Genomic DNA, 24,349 nt, shown 5'->3' with positions numbered 1-24,349 from the left:
AGGCTTATTCGCCTTTGACGCGTTCGATATTCGCGCCCAGCGCCTGCAGTTTGTCTTCGATACGCTCGTAGCCGCGGTCAATGTGGTAAATACGATCGACAATCGTCGTACCTTCCGCGATACAGCCCGCCAGTACCAGGCTGGCTGACGCGCGCAGATCCGTCGCCATTACCTGAGCGCCAGAAAGCTGCTGCACGCCGTGGCAAATCGCCGTGTTGCTTTCGATTTCCGCATGCGCACCCATACGGATCAGTTCCGGAATATGCATAAAACGGTTTTCGAAGATCGTCTCGGTGATCACCCCTGTTCCCTCAGCAACCAGATTCAGTAATGTGAACTGGGCCTGCATGTCGGTCGGGAAGCCCGGGTGTGGGGCAGTACGCACGTTGACAGCCTTCGGCCGGTTGCCATGCATGTCGAGGCTAATCCAGTCCTCGCCCGTTTCGATATCCGCGCCGGCATCACGTAGCTTCGCCAGAACCGCATCCAGGGTATCGGGCTGAGCATTGCGGCACAAAATCTTACCGCCAGAAATCGCCGCTGCCACCAGGAACGTCCCGGTTTCAATACGATCCGGCAGAACGCGGTACACGCCGCCACCGAGGCGCGCTACGCCTTCGATGGTGATACGATCGGTACCCTGACCTTTGATTTTCGCGCCCAGCGTATTAAGGAAGTTTGCGGTATCAACGATTTCCGGCTCACGCGCGGCGTTTTCGATAACGGTCGTGCCTTCCGCCAGCGTCGCTGCGCTCATGATGGTCACGGTTGCGCCAACGCTGACCTTGTCCATCACGATATGCGCGCCTTTCAGACGGCCGTTGACCGACGCCTTAACATACCCTTCTTCCAGTTTGATTTCCGCGCCCAGCTGCTCAAGGCCGGTAATGTGTAAATCAACGGGGCGCGCGCCGATAGCGCAGCCGCCAGGCAGAGATACCTGACCCTGGCCAAAGCGGGCCACCAGCGGCCCCAGCGCCCAAATAGACGCGCGCATAGTTTTAACGAGATCATACGGAGCACAGAAAACGTCGACCGGGCCGGCATCAATCCAGACGGAGCCGTTGCGCTTAACGTTCGCGCCCAGCTGGCTCAGCAGTTTCATGGTGGTATCGATGTCTTTCAGCTTCGGTACGTTTTGGATCTCAATCGGCTCTTCGGCTAATAGCGCGGAAAAGAGGATTGGCAGGGCGGCGTTTTTCGCGCCGGAAATGGTGACCTCGCCCTGAAGGCGAGTTGGCCCCTGAACACGGAATTTATCCATTGATTCTGTTCTCTGTTAAGAATTCACATACGCTGCGGGGAACATCCCCACAGCTTATAAGCCATTAAGTTTGCGGTCTCGCGCCCACTCCTGCGGAGTAAACGCTTTAATCGACAGAGCATGGATGCGATTATCGGCAATATATTCCATCAGCGGGGCGTAGATAGCCTGTTGCTTCTTGACCCGGCTCATGCCGTCGAACATCTCACCCACAGCAATAACCTGAAAGTGGCTGCCATCGCCAGAGACGTGGACTTCCTGAAGGGAGAGTGCGTTCATCAGCACGGTCTGAATTTCATGATTTTCCATGGGCTACATTTATCTGATAGTGAAAACAGCCCAACATCTTAGAGGAAAGTGGCGCTGTCTTAAACAAGCAAAAAGCCCCATCGAAAAGTTTGATGGGGCTTTCAGAATAGCTTCAGCAGTAAGGCACTGAAAAATTTATGGGATCATATCAGCAGGAAGGTTATATAACCTGACCAGGGTTTGCAGATTTTCACTCTTACCGATCAATTTCGCTTCCCGACCCTGCCGACGAATCAGCGCGATAAAATGCACCAATAGCGCCAGTCCGGCGGTATCCACGCGGGTCACTGCGCTCAGGTCAATTGCCGACACGCCATCCGTCGCCTGAGCGCGTGCATCCCACAGCGGGACCAGGAGATCCTGATCCAGCTCTCCGCGCAGCGCCAGCGTCTCACCATCGCGAGCCCAGCTCAGCTGCCCGGTCATTATTTTTTCTGTTCCAGGGTAATCGGCTGCGCGGAGCTTGCCTTCAGCTGCGCCGTCAGACCATCAACGCCTTTGGTGCGCAGCAGGTCGCTCCACTCATTTTGTTTAGTGGTGATCATGCTCACCCCTTCCGCAATCATGTCGTACGCCTGCCAGTTGCCGGTCTGGGTATTTTTACGCCACTGGAAATCCAGACGCACCGGCGGACGGCCATTCGGGTCAAGGATCGTGACGCGGATAGGGATAATAGTCGCATCGCCCAGAGGCTGCTCCGGCGCTATCTGGTAGGTCTGACCGTGGTACATCGCCAGCGCCTGGCCGTAGGCCTGCTTCAGATATTCACGGAAGGCGGCAAAATAGGCTTCACGCTGCGCCGGGGTCGCTTCTTTGTAATAACGCCCCAGCACCAGCGCACCGGCGTATTTTACCTGAACGTACGGCAGCAATTCCTGATCGACGATTTCGCGCAGGTAGTTCGGATTAGCCTGAATCTTCGGCTGCTCGTTTTTCAGGCGGTCGAAGGTTTTCTGCGCCGCTTCGTTCATCAGCTTATACGGATTGGACTGGTCCGCGGCGGTAGCCGCAGTCAATGGGGCAATCACCAGCATGGCGACCATTAGTAAGCGTTTAAACATGTCTTCTCTCTCCTGAAATTAATGCGTCGTGCCGGCAGGCGGCGTAGCGTCAGTATGACTCTCTCCAGCAGCCTGTTCATCGCCAGAATTCTTATTGTCACTACCTTTACTGTTGTAGAGGAACTGGCCTATCAAATCTTCCAGCACCATGGCGGATTTGGTGTCCTGAATGGTGCCGCCATCTTTAAGGATAGCCGTTCCCAGCTCAGGGTCTTCAAACCCGATGTTCATCGCCAGGTACTGTTCGCCCAGCAGACCGGAAGTTCTGATCGCCAGCGAGCTGGTATCGGGGATATGGTTATAACGCTCATCAATATCGAGAGCCACGCGAGGCAGGTAGGTTTTAGGATCGAGGGTGATATCCGCCACGCGTCCTACGACCACGCCGCCAATTCGCACCGGTGAGCGCGCTTTCAGACCGCCGATATTGTCAAAAGTGGCATAGAGCCGGTAGGTCGGTTCAGTACGTATAGAGGTCACGTTTGCCGCCTTCAGGCAGACAAACAGCGCCGCCAGCAGCGCAACCAGTAAGAATACCCCAACCCAGATTTCATTTTTTCTCGTTTGCATGAACTCAATTCCCAAACATCAGCGCAGTCAGCACAAAATCCAGCCCCAGAACCGCCAGCGACGCATGTACTACCGTACGCGTCGTCGCCCGGCTAATCCCGGCGGAAGTGGGGATAGCGTCATAACCGTTAAATAACGCGATCCATGTTACCGTAATGGCGAAAACCAGACTCTTAATCAGGCAGTTGACCAGATCCATCCGCCAGTCGACGGCATTTTGCATCGCCGTCCAGAAGAAGCCGGCATCAATGCCCTTCCAGTTAACCCCAACCAGCGAACCGCCCCATACGCCGACCGCCACAAAAATAATGGTTAGCAACGGCAGTGAAATCACCCCGGCCCAGAAACGCGGTGAAATCACGCGGCGAAGCGGGTCGACCGCCATCATCTCCATGCTGGAGAGCTGTTCAGTGGCGCGCATCAGGCCAATTTCGGCCGTCAATGCCGAACCGGCACGTCCGGCAAACAACAGCGCGGCAACAACCGGCCCCAGTTCACGCAGCAGCGACAGCGCCACCAGCATGCCGAGGCTGGTTTCAGCGCTATAGGTGGTTAACACCAGATAGCCCTGCAGACCCAGCACCATACCGATGAACAGCCCCGATACAATAATGATCAGCATCGACAGCACGCCAACGTTATACAGCTGGCGTACCAGCAGCGGCGCATGCTTGCGAAACTCAGGCTTGCCCACAACTGCGTTGAAGAGCATCAATCCAGCACGCCCGAACGTCGCGATAGTTTTAATACCGCGATGCCCGAGCGCGGCTAGCGCATTTAACAACATGAGTCGCTTAACTCCCTTTGCCCAATAAATCATGATGATAATCACCCGCCGGATAGCGGAACGGCACCGGGCCGTCAGCGATACCATCAATGAACTGACGAACGCGAGGATCGGCATTTTCACGCAGCGACTGCGCGCTCCCATGCGCCACGACTTTTTTGTCCGCCACAATATACGCAAAGTCCGCAATGCTGAGCACTTCCGGCACATCATGCGAAACTACGATACAGGTGACACCCAGGGTGCTGTTGAGTTCAGAAATCAATTTCACCAGTACCCCCATCGTAATGGGGTCCTGTCCGACAAAGGGCTCATCGAACATGATGAGATCAGGTTCCAGCGCAATCGCCCTCGCCAGCGCAGCACGGCGCGCCATCCCCCCCGAAAGTTCGGAAGGCATCAGCTTAGCGGCTCCGCGAAGGCCGACGGCTTCCAGCTTCATCATTACCGTGCTGTGCAGCAGCGCTTCCGGCAGACGAGTATGCTCGCGCAGCGGATAGGCGACGTTATCAAACACGTTCATGTCGGTGAACAGCGCGCCGGATTGAAACAGCATGCTCATACGCTTGCGCACGGTGTACAGGCGCGAGCGCGACATCTGCGGTACGTTTTCACCATCAAACAGGATCTCGCCCTTGTCCGGCGGGATCTGGCCGCCGATCAGGCGTAACAGGGTGGTTTTGCCGATCCCTGATGGCCCCATAATCGCGGTGATCTTTCCACGGGGTACCGATAGCGAGATATCATCGAAGATCACGCGATCGCCCCGCGAGAAGCGAATACCGCGCACTTCGACTAGATTCGCCAAACTCTGGCTCATAAAATCATCCTTACTAGACACCCTTCGGGCTAAGCATGGCGCTTTCTTTCACCACAAACCCAACATTTTTACAGAATCTTACCTGCCCAGGTTAGCGAAAGCTGGCATTTGTTTTACTTTTGGCACACATAAAGTCAAAATTAAGAATTCGTTACGCTGCCTACGGACGGCCAGCGAGGCGACGATTATACCTGAATAAAGGACTTTAGATGCTCTTAGCGACGGCTCTGTTAATTATTGGTTTATTGCTGGTTGTCTACAGCGCCGATCGTCTGGTCTACGCCGCTTCAATACTCTGCCGTATGCTGGGGATCCCTCCCCTGATTATTGGCATGACGGTGGTAAGCATCGGAACCAGCTTACCGGAAACGATCGTTTCCGCCGCCGCTTCTCTGCATGGGCAAACCGATTTGGCGATCGGAACGGCTCTCGGATCGAATATCACCAACATCCTGCTGATCCTCGGCCTCACGGCTCTGTTTCAACCTTTTACCGTGCATTCTGATATCCTGCGCCGCGAATTGCCGTTAATGTTGCTGGTCAGTTTACTGGCGGGATTCGTGCTGTACGACGGGCAGCTCACGCGGATAGACGGCCTTTTTTTGCTGGCGCTGGCCATATTATGGCTGCTGTTTACCATTAAAATCGCCCGCCTGGCAGAGCGTCAGGGGAACGACAGCCTGACCCGCGAACAGCTGGCGGAGCTGCCGCGGGAGGGTTCGCTTCCCGTCGCGCTGCTCTGGTTGGGCGTCGCGATGATAGTGATGCCGATGGCCACGCGAATGGTCGTTGATAACGCCACGGTTCTGGCGAACTTTTTTGCCATCAGCGAACTGACCGTCGGCTTAACGGTCGTCGCGATAGGCACCAGCCTGCCCGAGCTGGCTACCGCCATTGCCGGTGCGCGCAAAGGCGAGAACGATATCGCCATCGGCAATATCATTGGCGCTAATATTCTGAATATTGTACTGGTCCTCGGGCTCCCCGCGCTGATTGCGCCGGGTACCTTTGCCGCCGAGGCCTTTACCCGCGACTATGGCGTTATGCTGCTGGTCAGCCTGATCTTCGCTGCGCTGTGCTGGCGCCGTAAGCAGCAGCCAGGTCGCCTTGCCGGCGCCCTGCTGGTTGGCGGTTTTATGCTTTGGTTAGCGATGCTGTACTGGACAGCGCCGCTCTTCGTTGAATGATTCGGGATAACATTATGTCGCAAACAGATTTGCCAGCGGATTTTGACTTTCAACGGGCAGGCCGTGAGGTTCTGGAAATTGAACGTGAAGGTCTGGCCCAGCTCGATCAATATATTAATGAAGATTTTACCCGTGCCTGTGAGACCATCTTCCGCTGTAACGGTAAAGTTGTGGTGATGGGGATGGGCAAATCCGGCCATATCGGGCGAAAAATGGCGGCGACGTTTGCCAGCACCGGTACTTCATCTTTCTTCGTTCACCCCGGAGAGGCCGCGCACGGCGATTTGGGTATGGTCACCCCCTGCGATGTGGTGATTGCGCTGTCCAACTCCGGCGAATCAAACGAAATTCTCGCCCTGATCCCGGTGCTTAAGCGCCAGCAGGTGTCGCTGATTTGTATCACCAGCCGACCGGACAGCAGCATGGCGCGCGCGGCGGATATTCATCTGTGCGTAAAGGTGCCCAAAGAGGCTTGCCCGTTAGGGCTGGCTCCGACATCCAGCACCACCGCCGCGCTGGTCATGGGCGATGCGCTTGCCGTAGCGCTGCTGGAAGCCCGCGGTTTTACCGCAGAGGATTTTGCGCTATCGCATCCCGGCGGCGCGCTGGGTCGTAAGCTACTGCTGCGGGTCAATGATATCATGCACACCGGTGATGAAATTCCGCACGTGAGCCTGAAGGCTACGCTGCGCGACGCGCTGCTGGAAATCACGCGCAAAAATTTAGGCATGACTGCCATTTGCGATGATGAGATGAATATCATCGGCATCTTCACCGATGGCGATCTGCGCCGCGTATTTGATACCGGTATTGATGTGCGTAACGCCAGCATTGCCGAGGTGATGACGCGAGGCGGTATCCGTATCCGTCCCGGCACTCTGGCCGTTGATGCGCTCAACCTGATGCAGTCCCGTCATATCACCTGCGTGCTGGTTGCCGATGGCGACCGCCTGGTAGGTGTGATACATATGCACGATCTCCTGCGCGCGGGCGTAGTGTAAGTAAGGAAAAAATAATGAATAATGCTGATGCCCTGATCGCGACCTGCTATGGGCCGGTGAGCCAGGACTTTATTGACCGGGCGGCAAAAATCCGTTTACTCATACTTGATGTGGACGGCGTTCTATCCGACGGCGTTATCTACATGGGCAATAACGGTGAAGAGCTGAAAGCGTTTAACGTGCGCGATGGCTACGGCATCCGCTGCGCCCTGACTTCAGATATTGAAGTGGCGATAATTACCGGGCGAAAAGCTAAACTGGTGGAAGATCGCTGCCAAACGCTGGGCATCAGGCATCTGTACCAGGGACAGTCCGATAAGCTGCTGGCGTTCCATGAACTATTGAATAAGCTGGCCGTTGATGCTGATGAAGTCGCCTACATTGGCGACGATCTGATTGACTGGCCGGTGATGGCTAAAGTGGGTTTAAGTGTAGCGGTAGCCGATGCGCATCCGTTGCTGCTCCCGCGCGCGGATTACGTCACGCGTATTAACGGCGGTCGCGGAGCGGTACGGGAAGTATGCGATTTGCTACTATTGGCGCAGGGCAAGCTGGATGAGGCCAAAGGGCAATCTATATGAGTAAAACCAGACGTTGGGTTATCATTTTACTGTCGCTGGTCGCGCTGATTCTGATCGGCCTGAACCTGGCGAGTACGGACGATACGACCCAGCAAGCGATCAATCCTGATGACCCAACGTATACCAGCGAACATACCGATACCGTCGTGTATAGTCCCGAGGGGGCGCTTAACTACCGGCTCATCGCTGAACACGTGGAGTACTTCTCCGCGCAGCAGCTGTCGTGGTTTGCCAAACCGGTGATGACCACCTTTGATACGAATAAAGCACCAACCTGGTCTATCAAAGCGGATAAAGCTAAGTTGACCAATGATCGCATGCTGTATCTTTACGGGCACGTTGAAGTCGATGCGCTGTCGGCTGACTCTCAACTGCGCAAAATTACGACGGATAACGCCCAGATAAACCTGGTGACGCAGGATGTTACCTCCGATGACATGGTGACGTTGTACGGAACAACATTTAATTCCAGCGGCCTGAAAATGCGCGGGAACCTGCGCAGCAAAAATGCCGAGCTGATTGAAAAGGTTAGAACCTCATATGAAATTCAGAACAAACAAACTCAGCCTTAAGATTGCGCTCGCCAGCGCCTTACTGGCGGCCAGCCTGTCGGCTCAGGCAAAGACGGGTGATACCGATCAGCCGATTCACATTGAATCCGATCAGCAGTCGCTGGATATGCAGGGCAACGTCGTGACCTTTACGGGGAATGTTGTCGTCACTCAGGGAACCATCAAAATCAATGCCGACAAAGTCGTTGTGACCCGTCCTGGCGGCGAAAAAGGTAAAGAGGTTATCGATGGCTACGGTAACCCTGCCACCTTCTACCAGATGCAGGACAACGGCAAGCCGGTGAAAGGCCGCGCGTCGAAAATGCATTATGAACTGCAAAATGACTTTGTCGTCCTGACCGGCAATGCGCATCTGGAGCAGGTCGATAGCAATATCCAGGGTGACAAAATCACTTACCTGGTGAAAGAACAAAAAATGCAGGCTTTCAGCAATAAAGGCGGGCGCGTGACCACGGTTCTGGTTCCTTCGCAGCTGCAGGACAAAAGTGGCGATCAGTCAAAGAAAGGTAAGTAATTCGTTATGGCAACATTAACTGCAAAGAACCTTGCTAAAGCCTATAAAGGCCGCCGCGTCGTGGAAGATGTCAGTCTGACCGTGAACTCGGGCGAAATTGTAGGCCTGCTCGGCCCAAACGGCGCCGGTAAAACGACCACCTTCTATATGGTCGTTGGCATCGTACCGCGCGACGCAGGGAACATTATCATCGATGACGAAGATATTAGCCTGCTGCCGCTGCACGCGCGCGCGCGTCGCGGAATCGGCTATCTCCCTCAGGAAGCCTCTATTTTTCGCCGCCTGAGCGTATACGATAACCTGATGGCGGTATTGCAGATTCGCGACGACCTGAGCACCGAACAGCGTGAAGATCGCGCGAAAGAGCTCATGGAAGAGTTTCACATTGAGCACCTGCGCGACAGTCTCGGTCAGGCGCTCTCCGGTGGTGAACGCCGCCGCGTTGAAATCGCCCGCGCGCTGGCCGCTAATCCGAAATTCATCCTGCTTGATGAACCCTTCGCCGGCGTTGACCCCATTTCCGTTATCGACATTAAACGTATTATTGAACACCTGCGCGACAGCGGCCTCGGCGTGTTGATTACCGACCATAACGTCAGGGAAACGCTGGCCGTTTGCGAACGCGCTTATATCGTCAGCCAGGGCCACCTGATTGCTCACGGTACGCCACAGCAAATCCTTGAAGACGAGCAGGTTAAGCGCGTGTATCTTGGGGAAGACTTCAGACTCTGATAGGGTAGAGGTTCCAGACGTTTTAGCCGGAGATATTGGCCCTGAATATGAAGCAAGGTTTGCAATTAAGGCTAAGCCAACAGCTTGCCATGACGCCACAACTGCAGCAGGCGATTCGTTTACTGCAGTTGTCTACGTTAGAACTCCAGCAAGAACTCCAGCAGGCGCTGGACAGCAACCCGTTGCTGGAGCAAACCGATCTTCACGATGAGGTAGAAACCAAAGAGGCCGAGGATCGCGAATCTCTGGATACCGTCGATGCCCTTGAGCAGAAAGAGATGCCCGACGAGCTGCCGCTTGATGCCAGCTGGGATGAGATCTATACCGCGGGAACGCCCTCAGGCAACGGCGTCGATTATCAGGATGATGAACTGCCCGTCTATCAGGGCGAGACCACGCAAAGCCTGCAGGATTACCTGATGTGGCAGGTTGAACTCACGCCATTTACCGATACCGATCGCGCCATTGCGACCTCAATCGTCGATGCCGTTGATGACACAGGGTACCTGACTATTCCTGTCGAAGAGATCGTTGAAAGTATTGGCGATGATGAAATCGGACTTGAAGAAGTTGAAGCGGTGCTCAAGCGCATCCAGCGTTTCGACCCCGTCGGCGTGGCGGCAAAAGACTTGCGCGATTGCCTGCTGGTTCAGCTTTCACAGTTTGCCAAAGAGACGCCTTGGATTGATGAAGCTCGCCTGATCATCAGCGATCATCTCGATCTGCTGGCCAACCATGACTTCCGTACTCTGATGCGCGTTACCCGCCTGAAAGAAGAGGTGTTAAAGGAAGCGGTGAATCTGATCCAATCGCTGGATCCGCGCCCGGGCCAGTCGATTCAAACTGGCGAGCCGGAATATGTCATCCCTGACGTGCTGGTGCGTAAGGTTCACGATCGTTGGGTTGTCGAACTCAATTCAGATAGCCTTCCCCGCCTGAAGATCAATCAGCACTATGCGGCAATGGGCAACAGCGCGCGGAATGATGCTGACGGCCAGTTTATCCGCAGCAATCTCCAGGAAGCCCGCTGGCTTATCAAGAGCCTGGAGAGCCGCAACGACACCCTGCTGCGCGTCAGCCGCTGCATCGTCGAACAGCAGCAGGCCTTTTTTGAACAAGGTGAAGAGTTTATGAAGCCGATGGTGCTGGCGGATATCGCTCAGGCCGTCGAAATGCATGAATCCACTATTTCACGCGTTACCACGCAAAAATACCTGCACAGTCCACGCGGTATTTTTGAGCTGAAGTATTTCTTCTCAAGCCATGTGAACACCGAAGGCGGCGGCGAAGCATCGTCGACGGCCATTCGCGCGCTGGTGAAGAAATTAATCGCCGCGGAAAACCCCGCGAAACCATTGAGTGACAGTAAGCTCACCACCATGCTGTCCGATCAGGGTATTATGGTGGCGCGGCGAACCGTTGCTAAGTACCGAGAGTCTTTATCCATCCCGCCGTCGAATCAGCGCAAGCAGCTGGTTTGACCCAACCGATAAGGAAGACACTATGCAGCTCAACATTACAGGACACAACGTCGAAATAACTCCCGCCATGCGCGATTTCGTGACGGCGAAGTTCAGCAAACTGGAGCAGTTTTTCGACAGGATCAATCAGGTCTATATTGTGTTAAAAGTGGAGAAGGTGACGCAAATTGCGGACGCCAATCTGCATGTCAACGGTGGCGAAATCCATGCCAGTGCGGAAGGGCAGGATATGTATGCTGCTATCGATGGCCTTATCGATAAGCTGGCAAGACAGTTAACAAAACATAAAGATAAACTGAAACAACACTAATTGTCCGGGCAATAGCCTACGCCAACCGCCTGCAGGCGGTTGGCCAGGGTGAGCTCAGGTGAAATTATGATAAATAACGATTCGGCTCTACAACTGAGCAATGTCCTTAACCAGGAATGTACCCGTAGCCAGGTTCACTGCCAGAGCAAAAAGCGCGCGCTGGAAATCATCAGCGAGCTGGCGGCAAAGCAGTTAGGCTTAGCGCCCCAGGTGGTGTTCGAGGCGATTCTCACCCGTGAGAAAATGGGCAGTACCGGGATTGGTAACGGCATTGCGATCCCCCACGGTAAACTCGAAGAGGATACGCTGCGCGCCGTGGGCGTTTTTGTTCAACTGGAAACCCCGATTGCCTTTGATGCTATCGACAATCAACCTGTCGATCTGCTGTTTGCCCTTCTCGTCCCGGCCGATCAAACTAAAACGCATCTGCATACGCTCTCGCTGGTGGCAAAGCGCCTGGCAGATAAAACTATTTGCCGCCGTCTGCGCGCTGCACAAAGTGATGAAGAGCTCTATGAAATCATCACTGAAGCGGGAAGCAACAATGAGGCATAACGGAAGTCGCACCTTACTCTTTTTCGTACTGAGGAGAAACGGTACATGGTACTGATGATCGTCAGCGGCCGTTCAGGGTCGGGGAAATCCGTCGCCCTGCGAGCGCTGGAAGATATGGGTTTTTACTGCGTCGATAACCTGCCGGTTGTGCTGTTGCCAGAGCTGGCGCGTTCGCTCGCCGACAGAAACATCTCGGCGGCCGTCAGTATTGACGTGCGAAACATGCCCGAATCGCCGGAAATCTTCGAGCAGGCGATGAAAAATCTGCCCGCAGAGTTTTCACCTCAGCTGCTGTTCCTTGATGCCGATCGTAACACCCTGATTCGCCGCTATAGCGACACCCGTCGTTTACATCCTCTATCAAGCAAAAACCTGTCGCTGGAAAGCGCCATTGATGAAGAGAGCGATCTGCTGGAACCTCTGCGCTCCCGCGCCGACCTGATCGTCGATACTTCTGAAATGTCGGTGCATGAGCTGGCAGAAATGTTGCGCACGCGTTTGCTGGGCAAACGCGAACGCGAACTGACGATGGTATTTGAATCCTTTGGCTTTAAGCACGGCATCCCTATCGATGCCGACTACGTTTTTGACGTGCGCTTTCTGCCGAACCCGCACTGGGATCCGAAGCTGCGCCCGATGACCGGCCTTGATAAACCCGTGGCCGCTTTCCTCGACCGGCACACGGAAGTGCATAATTTCATTTACCAGACCCGCAGCTATCTTGAGCTATGGTTACCTATGCTGGAGACCAATAACCGCAGCTATCTGACGGTAGCTATTGGTTGTACCGGTGGTAAACACCGTTCGGTTTATATCGCCGAACAGCTGGCTGACTACTTCCGCTCGCGCGGTAAGAACGTGCAGTCCCGTCATCGGACGCTGGAAAAACGCAAATCATGACCGTTAAGCAAACCGTTGAAATCACCAATAAGCTGGGCATGCACGCTCGCCCGGCGATGAAGCTGTTTGAATTAATGCAGAACTATGATGCTGAAGTCCTGCTGCGCAATGATGAAGGTACTGAAGCTGAAGCGAATAGCGTGATTGCCTTGCTGATGCTCGACTCGGCTAAAGGCCGTCAGATTGAGATTGAAGCCAACGGTCCGCAGGAGGTTGAAGCGCTAGCCGCCGTTATCGCGCTATTCAACGCCGGGTTTGATGAAGACTAGAGGTATTCCCCGGCTGCAGCGGTGCTTACCGGGGAGATCTGATAGCAAGTTTATTGATGTAGCTTATTCGCCCGCATAAAACCTTCCCCACCTAACTGCCTCATCTGGCGCAGGATCCACGCCTGACGGCGGTGAACATAACCCGACGGCGCATCGGCGCGAAAGCGAATGGGATTGGGCAAAACCGCAGCTAAAAGCGCGGCTTCTGCAGCCGTCAGTCTACTGGCAGGTTTGTGAAAATAGCGCTGCGATGCGGCTTCTACGCCAAACGTTCCGTCGCCAAACTCAGCAATATTGAGATAAACGGTGAGGATCCGTTTTTTGCTCCAGACCGTCTCGATGCCGACGGTCAGCCCCGCCTCCAGCCCTTTTCTCAGCCAGCTGCGGCCATCCCACAGGAACAGGTTTTTTGCCGTTTGCTGCGACAGCGTTGACGCTCCGCGGATCCGGCTGTCATTGCGCTCGTTATGCGCCAGCGCCTTCTCAATGGCCGAAACATCAAACCCCCAGTGCTCCGGGAATTTCTGATCTTCTGCAGCAATAACGGCAAGCCCCATCCACGGCGAGATTTCATCCATCCCCACCCAATCGGAATGGGCGACATAATGAAAATTCCCGGAAAGCCAGGCGCTGACCTGGCGCTCCAGCATCACTGCCGAAAAAGGGACGGGCACGATACTAAACAGCGCAATTCCGCCGCCCCAAAGCACCACGCAAGCCAACAGCAGCCTCAGAACAAAACGCTTCATCATCCGCAGCGGCGAAAAGCGGAGGGTCATGCGGCCAGCACCAGGACGCGAGCGACCAGTTTTTCAATTCCGTTCGCCGCCTCCGCGATGTTCTGCGCCAGCATGTACGCCGGAGTCGTCACCACTTTGTTATCTTCATCAACTACAATATCATCCACCGGGCAAGGCACGTGCTCAGCACCCATTTCCTCTACCGCATCGGCGGTATCGAGATCGGTACCGATGGTCACGCGTAGCGGAATAGCGAAAATTTTCGGCAACAGCGCCGGAGCGATGCAGATAAAGCCCAGCGGCTTACCGGCCTGATGCATCGCCAGAGCCAACGCTTTAAGATCGCTATCCACTTCACATTCGCTCCCCTGCGAGGCAAAGCTACTGAGATTCTTTGCCGCGCCAAAACCGCCGGGCACAATCAGCGCGTCCAGCTCATCCGCTCGGGCATTGGCCAAAGGCTGAATCTCTCCGCGCGCGATACGCGCCGCTTCCACCAGCACATTACGGCTTTCCGCCTGCGCTTCGCCGGTCAGATGATTGATAACATCGGTTTGTACTTTATCCGGCGCATAGCAAACGGCCTGAGCCCCGCTGCGGGCAATTGCCAGCAGGGTAATGACAGCTTCATGGATTTCACTTCCGTCATAAACGCCGCATCCGCTCAGCACGACACCAATTTTCTTCATCACATCAGCCCCTTAGTACAAGTTTATGAAAGCAGTCAAAAATTTTGATTTACTCGCTATGCTTCACATATTTTACTGTTTCACGTAACAAAATATTTAAGGTTTGCTATCTTAATGAGCGAGTAAGCCAAATCCTCAGGTTGCGCCGTGTAAAAAAATCACTTAAATGATTCTGGCGCAATGTCCAGTTCCCTGGTGTTGGCGCAGTATTCGCGCACCCCGGTTTATCCGGGGTCATTTTTTATCTGCCGCCGCGACCCACGCTTTCAGTACCGCGACATCGCTTTGCCATTCGGATTTCATCTCTTCAACCCATTCGCCAACGTTATCCGCCCATGCGGGTAAATCCGGCGTCTGGATCTGCTGACCTAACTGTTGAATATGGCGTAAACCGATCGAGCCCGCAGCCCCTTTAATCTTGTGCCCCTCTTCAACAATTCCTTTCTGGTCGCGAGCGGTTAAATTAGACTCCAGAACCGCCATATAGCCCGGCATCATTCTTTCAAAGACGGCCAGGCCGTCATAAATAAGCTTCGGCCCTACCAGTTCGATGTACTGCTCAAGCATCGGAATATCCAGTACGGAAGCCGATTTACTGCTATCTACAGATGGCATCTCATTCTCCTCTTCTTCCGGCGCATCCCAGAATTTTTTGATAATCGCGGTTAATGCCGGAACCGATAACGGCTTACTCAGGACATCATCCATTCCCGCTTCCAGATACTCATTCTTGTTCTTCAGTACGTTAGCGGTAAGCGCAACCAACGGCGGAAGCTCGTCGGCGGCAAAGCGCTGTTTAAGCTGACGAGAGATATCAAGGCCGGTCATATCCGGCAGTTGGATATCAAGCAGCACCAGATCGTATTCGCCGGGGACGAACATCTCCAGCGCAGCCTTACCGGTCATCGCCACATCGACGCTATTGCCAAGCTTCTCAAGTACCGATCGCGCAACGATCACGTTTAGCTCAATATCTTCCACCAGCAGCACGTTCAGCGCAGGTAATGGCATTTCATCTTCCGCCAGCGTATCTTCAACCTCTTCCGCAACGGCCGGAGCATGTACGGTGAGGGTAAATGTCGCGCCTTTACCCGGCAGGCTGGAAACGCAGATATCCCCCCCCATATTTCGCGCCAGGCGACGTGATACGGCAAGACCGATACCGGTGCCCGTCGCAGGCTTGCCGCCCTGGCTATCTTTAACCTGGTAGTACATGGCGAAAATCTTATCCTGCTCCGCTTCAGGGATGCCGATACCTGAATCTTCCACTTCGAAGTGCAGTATATTCCCCTCGTCATAGCGCACGCGGACGTTCACATTCCCGCCTTGCGGAGTAAATTTCACCGCATTACTAATAAGATTCCACAAGATTTGGCGTAAACGCGTTCCGTCGGTGATCACTTTATGCGGCAGCGGAAGCGTGGGTTCCAGCACAAAATGCAGGCCTTTCTGCTGCGCCTGCAGGCCGGAGAGGTTTTCCAGGTCCGCAAGGAAACCGGTAAAATCAACCGGCTGGTTGTCCAGCTGAATTTTACGCCGCTCCATCTTATCCATCTCAATAATATCATTGAAGATATTACCAAGGGTTACCGCTGAGACATGGATGGTTTTCAGGTATCTTTCCTGTTCGCCGGTCAAATCGGTATCCAGCAGAATTCGGCTAAGCCCTACAATGCCGTTAAGCGGCGTACGCAGCTCGTGGCTGATCGTTGAGATAAAGGTGGTCTTATCTCGGCTGGCTCGCTCCAGAGCGTCCTGATAGCGCTTACGCTCCGTGATATCGCGGCCAAAACCCATCAGGCCGCGCCGCTTACCTACGCGGTCGTAATAAGGAACCTTACGGATTTCAAAGCAGGCCTTACGCCCGTCCGGATAATCCAGCCACTGTTCGTAGGTTAGTGAGACGTTATGGCGGAAGACTTTCTCATCCGTTTCCAGCACTTTTTCCGCCACTTCTTCGGTATAAACATCCTGCGGCTTCAGATGGATAAGCTGCTTTTCACTTTTGCCTGTCAAAAGCTCCATCGCACGGTTACAACCGGAAAACTCTTTATCTTCATTACGATAGAAAACCAGATCCGGAGAAGCATCAAGGAAGGAGCGCAGAAAAGAGGATTGTTGCTCAAGCTGAATTTGCGCCTCTTCACGCTCTTTCATCTCAATTTTGAGCTGCTCAAGCGTCGTTTCACGTTCCGCTTCCGCCTTTTCACGTTCGCCGATTTCCTGATTAAGCTGGGCGATATTGTCCTTGAGCTGCACATTCAGCTTGAGATCGCGCTCGCGCATCTCCTCCAGTTTCTCTACCAGCCGCGAGAGGCGCTGCCGGGACTCTTCCAGTTGCTCAACCACCACCGAAAGGAAATAGACCGCCCATGGGGTAATCAGCAGGCCGAAGAAGATGGAGCGGATCACATCAATACTTTCCACCTGGCCATGCAGCACCATCGTAACGGCCATCTGCACAACTATCGCCAGCACCACCAGCGCAAAGGCCAGCAGCATTGAAAAGCGCACCAGACCCAGCTTCATCATCAGGTCAACATAATACTGCGCCAGCATACGGATTTGCTTCATAAGGGATTCCTTCGCGACAACTTCGCACAATAATACTCAATTCTGAGCAAGACGCTGTAAGTTGTGCAAAAAATGCGGGAAGGATTGCAGTTACGCGGCTGACGCTGAACTGGCGTCAGCCGGAAATAGAGAAGAGAACAAAACGAGCGTTAGCGTTTACTGAGCGCTTCCCACAGCCCCTTCAGGTAGGTCACGCCCAGCGCACGGTCGTATAATCCATAACCTGGCCGCCCTGTTTCACCCCAGATAAAACGTCCATGATCCGGGCGTATATAGCCACTAAAACCATTGTCATAGAGCGCCTGCATCACTTTATACATGTCCAAAGAGCCGAATTCTGACGGATGAGCGCATTCATAAAAGTCTTTATCTTTAATAAGATTAATATTACGCACATGGGCAAAATGGATACGCTTGCGCCGTGTAAACTCGGCCAGAATCGAGTAGACGTCATTGGCAGGATCTTCCGCGATTGAACCGGTGCAGAGCGTGATGCCATTGGCCTCAGAATCTACCGCCCGGCAGATCCAATCCAGATCGTCGCGATTTTTCACGATACGCGGCAAGCCAAAAATAGAGTACGGCGGATCGTCCGGATGAATAGCCATTTTCACGCCGACCTCTTCGCAGACGGGGATAACCGCCTTCAGAAAATAGACCAGATTCTCCCGCAGCGTCTTGTCATCAACATCTTTGTACTGCGCAAACAGCTCCTGAACTTTGGCCAGACGCTCAGGTTCCCAGCCCGGCAGCGCAAAACCATTTGAGTTATCCAGAACCTCTTTCACCACCTCTTCCAGGCTCTTATCAATGTCTTTTTTTTCAAAAGCCATCGTCCGGGAGCCATCCGGCAGAACATAGTTCATATCGGTCTTCATCCAGTCAAAAACCGGCATGAAGTTATAGCAAATCACTTTTACGCCAAACCGGGCAAGATTACGGATAGTCTGTTGATAGTTGGCAATATAGCGATCGCGGGAAGGCAGCCCTATTTTAATATCGTCATGAATATTGACGCTTTCGATAACTTCCATTTTTAGCCCGGCATCATGAACCTGATTTACCAGGCGCTGGATTTTTTCCAGCGGCCATACCTCACCAACCGCGACATCATAGAGCGCCCCCACCACGCCTTCAACGCCGGGAACCTGGCGGATATATTCCAGAGAGACCTTGTCTTCCTCCGGCCCAAACCAACGCATTGTCATTTGCATACGAAATCACCTGATTCAATATTATTAACGGTAATAGCCTACTACCATACAAGATAAAATAACCAGATTTATATTAACGACAGTGACGTTGGTCACACCACTTTTTTTCAGAGGATAAAGCAAAATAAATGCGCCGTAGCGATGACGTTATCCGCCTGCTATGGAGAGATCCAGCGACGACCGAGAGCAGACCCCTGAACGCCGTGTTCATTGAGGTATTTATCCAGTTCAACCATCCCGGTCCAGCGGTTCTCACACCACAGCGGCGCCAGCAGCGTTGGGCGGCGCGCGCTGGCGGAGATACGGTGAAAAATCACTTCCGGAGGGGTGTGACGGATCATCTCTCCTGCGGTAACCGTATAGTCGTCCAGCGCAATACCGTTTAACCTTCCTGCCTGCCAGGCCCTGGCCATAATGCTCCCCTTCACAATATGAAGTGGATGCAGCTTAATGCCGTCTACGCCGGTCTCCACTACTTGCTCTAAGGTCTCCAGGCATTCACCCTGTCCCTCGCCCGGCAGGCCCACGATAAGGTGGCTACACACTTTAAGGTCGCGCTCGCGTGCCAGGCGGGTGGTTCGCTGATAGCAGGCAAAATCGTGGCCGCGGTTAATTCGGTGCAGCGTTTTATCATGCGCGGTTTGTAAACCCAGCTCGAGCCATACTTCGTAGCCCTGCTCCCGATACTCACTCAGCAGGTCCAATACGGCTCCGGGGACGCAGTCCGGGCGGGTGCCCACGCACAGCCCGACGATGCTGGCCTGGCTGATTGCCTGCTGATACATGGATCGCAGTACCTGAACTTCGGCAAACGTACTGGTATAGGCCTGGAAATAGGCCAAATAGCGCTTAGCCCGGTTTACCCGCTGCGCCTGATGGGCTAGCTGCTCAGCAATCGAACGGTGCTGCTGCTCTTCATCGGCAAAAGAAGCGACATTACAAAAGGTACAGCCGCCACGACCAATGGTGCCATCGCGATTTGGACAGCTAAACCCACCGTGCAGCGTCAGTTTGTGAACCTTTTCTCCATATCGGCGCGCAAGATCCCCACCAAACATGTTGACTAATTTTTGTAACTGCATAATCTGATAGACCGGCCTTAAGAAAGGGGCCAAGCCTGCCATTTTTAGCTACCGACGGCGATGACCTGGATCAATCGTCAACGCGGCCGCTCACCTCATTGCATAAACAATCAAAATAACTGCAATTTAATTCATGCTCAGGGTAATGAGTTTTCCTTATACATAGCCGCTGATTGGCAATTATCTTTACCCTGGCACAAAACAGTATTAGCAACCAAAAAATAAATAAAAAGCAGTTTAAAAAACTGTGATAAAAAAACAATTCAGCACAGACAGATAATGTCGTGCCGTCGATACAGTGAGACAGATCACACTCGTTTCTGTCTCCTGGCGCGTTTCAGTAGTATTTAAAACGCATTTATTCTCTTAAAAATCATTTAATTAGCTGTTGCATAGCACATTTTTGTATAAATAAGATTGCCATTTGACGTATGTGTGGATTCCCGATAAGTTGGGAATCCGCTGGAAGCTTTCTGGATGAGCGCTCTGCTCATCATATTTATGCAGTAATTGAGATTCCCTCTTAACAGCAAGTCCTCAAACTTGTGTACCGATGCGAAAAGGATTTAAAGAGGGCGAATGCGAGGTGTAAACCCCGTCGCCATGCTCTTTCTGTGCCCGTGCGCAATCGGTATCGGAGGGTGTCCCGTAGAGCCTGGGGAGGTTCACTGATATGTTGTACGATAAATCCCTTGAGAGGGATAACTGTGGTTTCGGCCTGATCGCCCACATAGAAGGCGAACCTAGCCACAAGGTAGTGCGAACCGCTATACACGCACTGGCCCGAATGCAGCACCGCGGCGCGATTCTTGCCGATGGAAAAACCGGCGACGGTTGTGGCTTGCTGCTACAAAAACCCGATCGTTTCTTCCGAATTGTTGCGGAAGAGCGCGGCTGGCGTTTAGCCAAAAATTACGCCGTTGGGATGCTGTTCCTTAATAAGGATCCTGAACTGGCAAACGCGGCGCGCCGCATCGTCGAAGAAGAACTTCAGCGCGAAACGCTGTCTATCGTCGGCTGGCGCGATGTGCCAACCAATGAAGGCGTACTAGGTGAAATCGCCCTCTCCTCGCTGCCACGTATAGAACAAATCTTTGTTAACGCCCCGGCTGGCTGGCGCCCGCGCGACATGGAGCGCCGCTTATTCATCGCGCGCCGTCGTATCGAAAAGCGTCTGCAGGAAGATAAAGATTTTTACGTTTGCAGCCTGTCGAACCTGGTCAACATTTATAAAGGTCTGTGTATGCCGGCGGATTTGCCGCGCTTCTACCTGGACCTCGCGGATCTGCGCCTGGAGTCAGCCATCTGTCTGTTCCACCAGCGCTTTTCCACCAATACCGTGCCGCGCTGGCCGCTGGCTCAGCCGTTCCGTTACCTGGCACACAACGGTGAAATCAACACCATTACCGGTAACCGCCAGTGGGCCCGCGCCCGTACCTATAAGTTCCAGACGCCGCTAATCCCTGACCTCCACGACGCCGCGCCGTTCGTTAACGAAACCGGCTCTGACTCCAGCTCTATGGATAACATGCTGGAGCTGCTGCTGGCGGGCGGGATGGACATCATTCGCGCAATGCGCCTGCTGGTTCCGCCAGCCTGGCAAAATAACCCGGATATGGATCCCGAGCTGCGCTCGTTCTTTGACTTTAACTCCATGCATATGGAACCGTGGGACGGCCCGGCGGGCATCGTGATGTCCGATGGTCGCTTCGCCGCCTGTAACCTCGACCGTAATGGCCTGCGTCCGGCACGCTATGTGATCACCAAAGATAAGCTCATCACCTGCGCATCCGAGGTGGGTATCTGGGATTATCAGCCGGATGAAGTCGTTGAAAAAGGCCGCGTCGGTCCAGGCGAACTGATGGTTATCGATACCCGCGAGGGGCGTATTCTGCACTCCGCGGAAACCGACAACGATCTGAAAAGCCGTCACCCGTATAAAGAGTGGATGGCGAAAAACGTCCGTCGTCTGGTGCCGTTCGAAGAACTGCCGGACGAAGAGGTCGGTAGCCGCCAGCTGGACGATGATACCCTCGCCAGCTATCAGAAACAGTTCAACTACAGTGCCGAAGAGCTGGATTCCGTCCTGCGCGTACTGGGTGAAAATGGCCAGGAAGCGGTCGGCTCGATGGGCGATGATACCCCATTTGCCGTGCTCTCCAGCCAGCCGCGTATCATTTACGATTACTTCCGCCAGCAGTTCGCGCAGGTCACTAACCCGCCGATCGATCCGCTGCGCGAAGCGCACGTTATGTCGCTGGCCACCAGCATCGGCCGTGAAATGAACGTCTTCTGTGAAGCGGAAGGCCAGGCGCATCGCCTGAGCTTCAAATCGCCGATTCTGCTGTACTCGGATTTTAAACAGCTGACCACCATGGAAGAGGAGCACTATCGCGCCGACGTCCTGGATATCACTTTTGATGCTGCCGAAACCACGCTGGCTGAAACCGTGAAGGCGCTGTGCGATAAAGCCGAACAGATGGTGCGTAACGGTACCGTTCTGCTGGTGCTCTCAGACCGTAACATCGCTAAAAATCGTCTGCCGGTACCGGCACCGATGGCGGTAGGCGCGATCCAGACCCGCCTGGTCGATAAGAGCCTGCGCTGCGATGCCAACATTATTGTCGAAACCGCCAGCGCCCGCGATCCGCACCACTTTGCCGTGCTGCTCGGCTTCGGCGCGACGGCTATCTATCCGTACCTCGCCTATGAAACCCTGGCGAAGCTGGTCGATAATAAAGCCATCGACAAAGAGTACCGCGCGGTGATGCTGAACTATCGTAACGGCATCAACAAAGGTCTGTATAAGATCATGTCGAAGATGGGGATTTCGACCATTGCATCCTATCGCTGCTCGAAGCTGTTTGAAGCGGTCGGCCTGCATCGCGAAGTCTCCGATCTGTGCTTCCAGGGCGTTGTCAGCCGTATCGGCGGCGCGGGCTTCGATGATTTCCAGCAGGATCTGCTGAATCTGTCGAAACGTGCCTGGCTGGCGCGTAAACCGCTGGATCAGGGCGGTCTGCTGAAATACGTTCACGGTGGCGAATATCACGCCTACAACCCGGACGTGGTGCGCACCCTGCAGCAAGCGGTACAAAGCGGTGAGTACAGCGATTATCAGCAGTACGCGAAGCTGGTTAACGAGCGCCCGGCGGCAACGCTGCGCGACCTGCTTTCCGTCACCCCCGACGGAACCACCGTGAACCTGGACGACGTTGAACCGGCGAGCGAACTGTTCAAACGCTTCGATACCGCGGCGATGTCTATCGGCGCGCTGAGCCCGGAAGCGCACGAAGCGCTGGCGGAAGCCATGAACAGCCTCGGCGGCAACTCCAACTCCGGCGAAGGCGGCGAAGACCCGGCGCGCTACGGCACCAATAAAGTGTCGCGCATTAAGCAGGTCGCCTCCGGCCGCTTCGGCGTGACTCCGGCTTATCTGGTCAACGCCGACGTTATCCAGATTAAAGTCGCCCAGGGCGCTAAGCCTGGCGAAGGCGGCCAGTTACCCGGCGATAAAGTGACTCCGTATATCGCCAAACTGCGCTATTCAGTACCTGGCGTAACGTTAATTTCTCCGCCGCCGCACCACGATATCTACTCGATCGAGGATCTGGCACAGCTGATTTTCGACCTGAAACAGGTCAACCCGAAAGCGATGATCTCCGTGAAGCTGGTCTCTGAACCGGGCGTCGGGACTATTGCCACCGGTGTAGCAAAAGCTTACGCGGATTTAATCACCATTGCCGGCTACGACGGCGGCACCGGCGCCAGCCCGCTATCGTCAGTGAAGTACGCGGGATGTCCGTGGGAGCTTGGACTGGTTGAAACCCAGCAGGCGCTGGTTGCCAACGGGCTGCGCCATAAAATTCGTCTGCAGGTCGACGGTGGGCTGAAAACCGGCCTCGATATCATCAAAGCGGCTATCCTCGGCGCTGAGAGCTTCGGCTTCGGGACCGGACCAATGGTGGCGCTGGGCTGTAAATATCTGCGTATTTGTCACCTGAACAACTGCGCAACCGGCGTAGCAACCCAGGATGACAAACTGCGTAAGAACCACTACCACGGTCTGCCGTTTAAAGTGACCAATTACTTTGAATTCATCGCCCGCGAAACGCGCGAGCTGATGGCACAGCTGGGCGTGAAGCGTCTGGTGGATCTGATTGGCCGTACCGATCTGCTGAAAGAGCTGGACGGTTTTACCGCCAAGCAGCAGAAGCTGGATCTGAGCAAGCTGCTGGAAACCGCGGAGCCGCATCCGGGCAAAGCGCTGTACTGCACGGAGAACAACCCGCCGTTCGATAATGGCGTCCTGAATGCGCAGCTGCTGCAGCAGGCAAAACCCTTTGTTGACGGCAAGCAGAGCAAAACGTTCTGGTTCGATATCCGCAATACTGACCGTTCCGTAGGAGCCTCGCTGTCCGGCTACATCGCCCAGACCCACGGTGACCAGGGCCTGGCAGCAGATCCTATTACCGCCCACTTCAGCGGTACCGCAGGTCAGAGCTTCGGCGTGTGGAATGCCGGCGGCGTTGAGCTGCATCTGACCGGCGACGCGAACGACTACGTGGGTAAAGGGATGGCCGGCGGCCTGATCGCCATTCGTCCTCCGGTAGGCTCGGCCTTCCGTAGCCATGAAGCCAGCATTATCGGCAACACCTGTCTGTACGGCGCGACCGGCGGTCGTCTGTATGCTGCGGGTCGTGCGGGCGAGCGTTTCGCAGTGCGTAACTCCGGGGCTATCACCGTCGTCGAAGGTATCGGCGACAACGGCTGTGAATATATGACCGGCGGCATCGTCTGCGTGCTGGGCAAAACCGGCGTCAACTTCGGCGCAGGCATGACCGGTGGCTTTGGTTACGTACTGGATGAAGACGGCGACTTCCGTAAACGCGTGAACTCTGAACTGGTAGAAGTGCTGGACGTTGACTCTCTGGCCATCCATGAAGAGCACCTGCGCGGTTTAATTACCGAGCATGTGCAGCTTACCGGTTCACAGCGCGGTGAAGAGATTCTGGCCAACTGGCCGGCCTTCTCGGCGAAGTTTGCGCTGGTCAAACCGAAGTCCAGCGATGTTAAAGCACTGTTGGGTCACCGTAGTCGTTCCGCAGCTGAGCTGCGGGTGCAGGCGCAGTAAGGG

General features: G+C 54.4%; 24 protein-coding genes. 12 read left to right on the top strand and 12 right to left on the bottom strand.

The features are described 5' to 3' along the window. Positions 1 to 4: 4 nt before the first annotated feature. The 7 genes from murA to mlaF all read right to left on the bottom strand — a co-directional run bounded on the left by murA (position 5) and on the right by mlaF (position 4,811). Positions 5 to 1,264: a UDP-N-acetylglucosamine 1-carboxyvinyltransferase gene (gene murA, locus ABLV75_RS26460; RefSeq protein WP_004106129.1), complete on the bottom strand. Its 1,260-nt coding sequence runs from the start codon at positions 1,262 to 1,264 to the stop codon at positions 5 to 7. A 54-nt stretch (positions 1,265 to 1,318) separates the two neighbouring features. Further along, positions 1,319 to 1,573, bottom strand: coding sequence for a BolA family iron metabolism protein IbaG (gene ibaG / locus ABLV75_RS26455; RefSeq protein ID WP_004106141.1), 255 nt, complete (start codon positions 1,571 to 1,573; stop codon positions 1,319 to 1,321). 135 nt (positions 1,574 to 1,708) lie between these two features. Next, positions 1,709 to 1,999, bottom strand: a complete 291-nt coding sequence (gene mlaB, locus ABLV75_RS26450) for a lipid asymmetry maintenance protein MlaB (RefSeq protein ID WP_004106144.1) — start codon at positions 1,997 to 1,999, stop codon at positions 1,709 to 1,711. Continuing rightward, positions 1,999 to 2,634, bottom strand: coding sequence for a phospholipid-binding protein MlaC (gene mlaC / locus ABLV75_RS26445; RefSeq protein ID WP_004106146.1), 636 nt, complete (start codon positions 2,632 to 2,634; stop codon positions 1,999 to 2,001). Before mlaC ends, mlaB begins: the two co-directional genes overlap by 1 nt. Positions 2,635 to 2,652: 18 nt before the next feature. Continuing rightward, positions 2,653 to 3,204 carry an outer membrane lipid asymmetry maintenance protein MlaD gene (gene mlaD, locus ABLV75_RS26440; protein ID WP_004106149.1) on the bottom strand — a complete coding sequence of 184 codons (552 nt, stop codon included), beginning with the start codon at positions 3,202 to 3,204 and terminating at the stop codon, positions 2,653 to 2,655. A 4-nt stretch (positions 3,205 to 3,208) separates the two neighbouring features. Then, entirely contained in the window at positions 3,209 to 3,991 is a 783-nt protein-coding gene (mlaE, locus tag ABLV75_RS26435; protein WP_004106151.1) for a lipid asymmetry maintenance ABC transporter permease subunit MlaE, read from the bottom strand. 7 nt (positions 3,992 to 3,998) lie between these two features. Beyond that, on the bottom strand, positions 3,999 to 4,811 hold the full coding sequence (mlaF, locus tag ABLV75_RS26430; RefSeq protein WP_004106152.1) for a phospholipid ABC transporter ATP-binding protein MlaF: 813 nt from the start codon (positions 4,809 to 4,811) through the stop codon (positions 3,999 to 4,001). Positions 4,812 to 5,020: 209 nt separating this feature from the next. Here mlaF and ABLV75_RS26425 point away from each other — a divergent pair, with 209 nt between their 5' ends. The 11 genes from ABLV75_RS26425 (at position 5,021) to npr (ending at position 12,913) form a co-directional block, all read left to right on the top strand. Beyond that, a complete protein-coding gene (locus ABLV75_RS26425; protein WP_004106154.1) occupies positions 5,021 to 5,998 on the top strand; it encodes a calcium/sodium antiporter in 978 nt (325 codons plus the stop codon). After that, positions 5,995 to 6,999, top strand: coding sequence for an arabinose-5-phosphate isomerase KdsD (gene kdsD / locus ABLV75_RS26420; RefSeq protein ID WP_004106156.1), 1,005 nt, complete (start codon positions 5,995 to 5,997; stop codon positions 6,997 to 6,999). Before ABLV75_RS26425 ends, kdsD begins: the two co-directional genes overlap by 4 nt. 14 nt (positions 7,000 to 7,013) lie before the next feature. Next, entirely contained in the window at positions 7,014 to 7,580 is a 567-nt protein-coding gene (gene kdsC, locus ABLV75_RS26415) for a 3-deoxy-manno-octulosonate-8-phosphatase KdsC (protein ID WP_004106158.1), read from the top strand. Then, complete coding sequence (gene lptC, locus ABLV75_RS26410) at positions 7,577 to 8,152, top strand: LPS export ABC transporter periplasmic protein LptC (RefSeq protein WP_004106160.1); 576 nt, start codon at positions 7,577 to 7,579, stop codon at positions 8,150 to 8,152. Before kdsC ends, lptC begins: the two co-directional genes overlap by 4 nt. Beyond that, positions 8,121 to 8,666, top strand: coding sequence for a lipopolysaccharide ABC transporter substrate-binding protein LptA (gene lptA / locus ABLV75_RS26405; RefSeq protein WP_004106163.1), 546 nt, complete (start codon positions 8,121 to 8,123; stop codon positions 8,664 to 8,666). The genes lptC and lptA overlap by 32 nt, the downstream gene beginning before the upstream one ends. A gap of 6 nt (positions 8,667 to 8,672) precedes the next feature. Beyond that, positions 8,673 to 9,398: an LPS export ABC transporter ATP-binding protein gene (gene lptB / locus ABLV75_RS26400; RefSeq protein ID WP_004106165.1), complete on the top strand. Its 726-nt coding sequence runs from the start codon at positions 8,673 to 8,675 to the stop codon at positions 9,396 to 9,398. Positions 9,399 to 9,445: 47 nt separating this feature from the next. Further along, positions 9,446 to 10,879, top strand: a complete 1,434-nt coding sequence (gene rpoN / locus ABLV75_RS26395) for an RNA polymerase factor sigma-54 (RefSeq protein WP_004106166.1) — start codon at positions 9,446 to 9,448, stop codon at positions 10,877 to 10,879. Positions 10,880 to 10,901: 22 nt separating this feature from the next. Further along, a complete protein-coding gene (hpf, locus tag ABLV75_RS26390; RefSeq protein WP_004106167.1) occupies positions 10,902 to 11,189 on the top strand; it encodes a ribosome hibernation promoting factor in 288 nt (95 codons plus the stop codon). Positions 11,190 to 11,255: 66 nt separating this feature from the next. Continuing rightward, on the top strand, positions 11,256 to 11,744 hold the full coding sequence (gene ptsN / locus ABLV75_RS26385; protein ID WP_004106168.1) for a PTS IIA-like nitrogen regulatory protein PtsN: 489 nt from the start codon (positions 11,256 to 11,258) through the stop codon (positions 11,742 to 11,744). Positions 11,745 to 11,789: 45 nt separating this feature from the next. After that, on the top strand, positions 11,790 to 12,644 hold the full coding sequence (gene rapZ, locus ABLV75_RS26380; RefSeq protein WP_004106169.1) for an RNase adapter RapZ: 855 nt from the start codon (positions 11,790 to 11,792) through the stop codon (positions 12,642 to 12,644). Beyond that, a complete protein-coding gene (gene npr, locus ABLV75_RS26375; RefSeq protein ID WP_004106170.1) occupies positions 12,641 to 12,913 on the top strand; it encodes a PTS phosphocarrier protein NPr in 273 nt (90 codons plus the stop codon). The genes rapZ and npr overlap by 4 nt, the downstream gene beginning before the upstream one ends. Positions 12,914 to 12,963: 50 nt before the next feature. On the opposite strand, the gene mtgA is transcribed toward npr, so the two are convergent. The 5 genes from mtgA to ABLV75_RS26350 form a co-directional block, all read right to left on the bottom strand. After that, positions 12,964 to 13,692 (bottom strand): monofunctional biosynthetic peptidoglycan transglycosylase, encoded by a 729-nt coding sequence (mtgA, locus tag ABLV75_RS26370; protein ID WP_004106171.1) that lies wholly within the window; start codon positions 13,690 to 13,692, stop codon positions 12,964 to 12,966. Continuing rightward, on the bottom strand, positions 13,689 to 14,342 hold the full coding sequence (gene elbB / locus ABLV75_RS26365; protein ID WP_004106173.1) for an isoprenoid biosynthesis glyoxalase ElbB: 654 nt from the start codon (positions 14,340 to 14,342) through the stop codon (positions 13,689 to 13,691). Before elbB ends, mtgA begins: the two co-directional genes overlap by 4 nt. A gap of 234 nt (positions 14,343 to 14,576) precedes the next feature. Then, positions 14,577 to 16,916, bottom strand: a complete 2,340-nt coding sequence (arcB, locus tag ABLV75_RS26360) for an aerobic respiration two-component sensor histidine kinase ArcB (RefSeq protein WP_004106175.1) — start codon at positions 16,914 to 16,916, stop codon at positions 14,577 to 14,579. Positions 16,917 to 17,065: 149 nt separating this feature from the next. Then, entirely contained in the window at positions 17,066 to 18,130 is a 1,065-nt protein-coding gene (uxuA, locus tag ABLV75_RS26355) for a mannonate dehydratase (RefSeq protein ID WP_004106177.1), read from the bottom strand. Positions 18,131 to 18,288: 158 nt separating this feature from the next. After that, a complete protein-coding gene (locus tag ABLV75_RS26350; protein WP_017145348.1) occupies positions 18,289 to 19,212 on the bottom strand; it encodes a TIGR01212 family radical SAM protein in 924 nt (307 codons plus the stop codon). A 673-nt stretch (positions 19,213 to 19,885) separates the two neighbouring features. On the opposite strand from ABLV75_RS26350, the gene gltB reads away from it, so the two are divergent. Then, complete coding sequence (gltB, locus tag ABLV75_RS26345) at positions 19,886 to 24,346, top strand: glutamate synthase large subunit (protein WP_004106181.1); 4,461 nt, start codon at positions 19,886 to 19,888, stop codon at positions 24,344 to 24,346. Positions 24,347 to 24,349: the final 3 nt, after the last annotated feature.

The organism is Klebsiella sp. CN_Kp066, from assembly GCF_040065135.1.
Taxonomy (GTDB): domain Bacteria; phylum Pseudomonadota; class Gammaproteobacteria; order Enterobacterales; family Enterobacteriaceae; genus Klebsiella; species Klebsiella oxytoca.
Note: the sequence above shows the minus strand (reverse complement) of the source record. Positions and strands in the feature narration are given on the sequence as shown.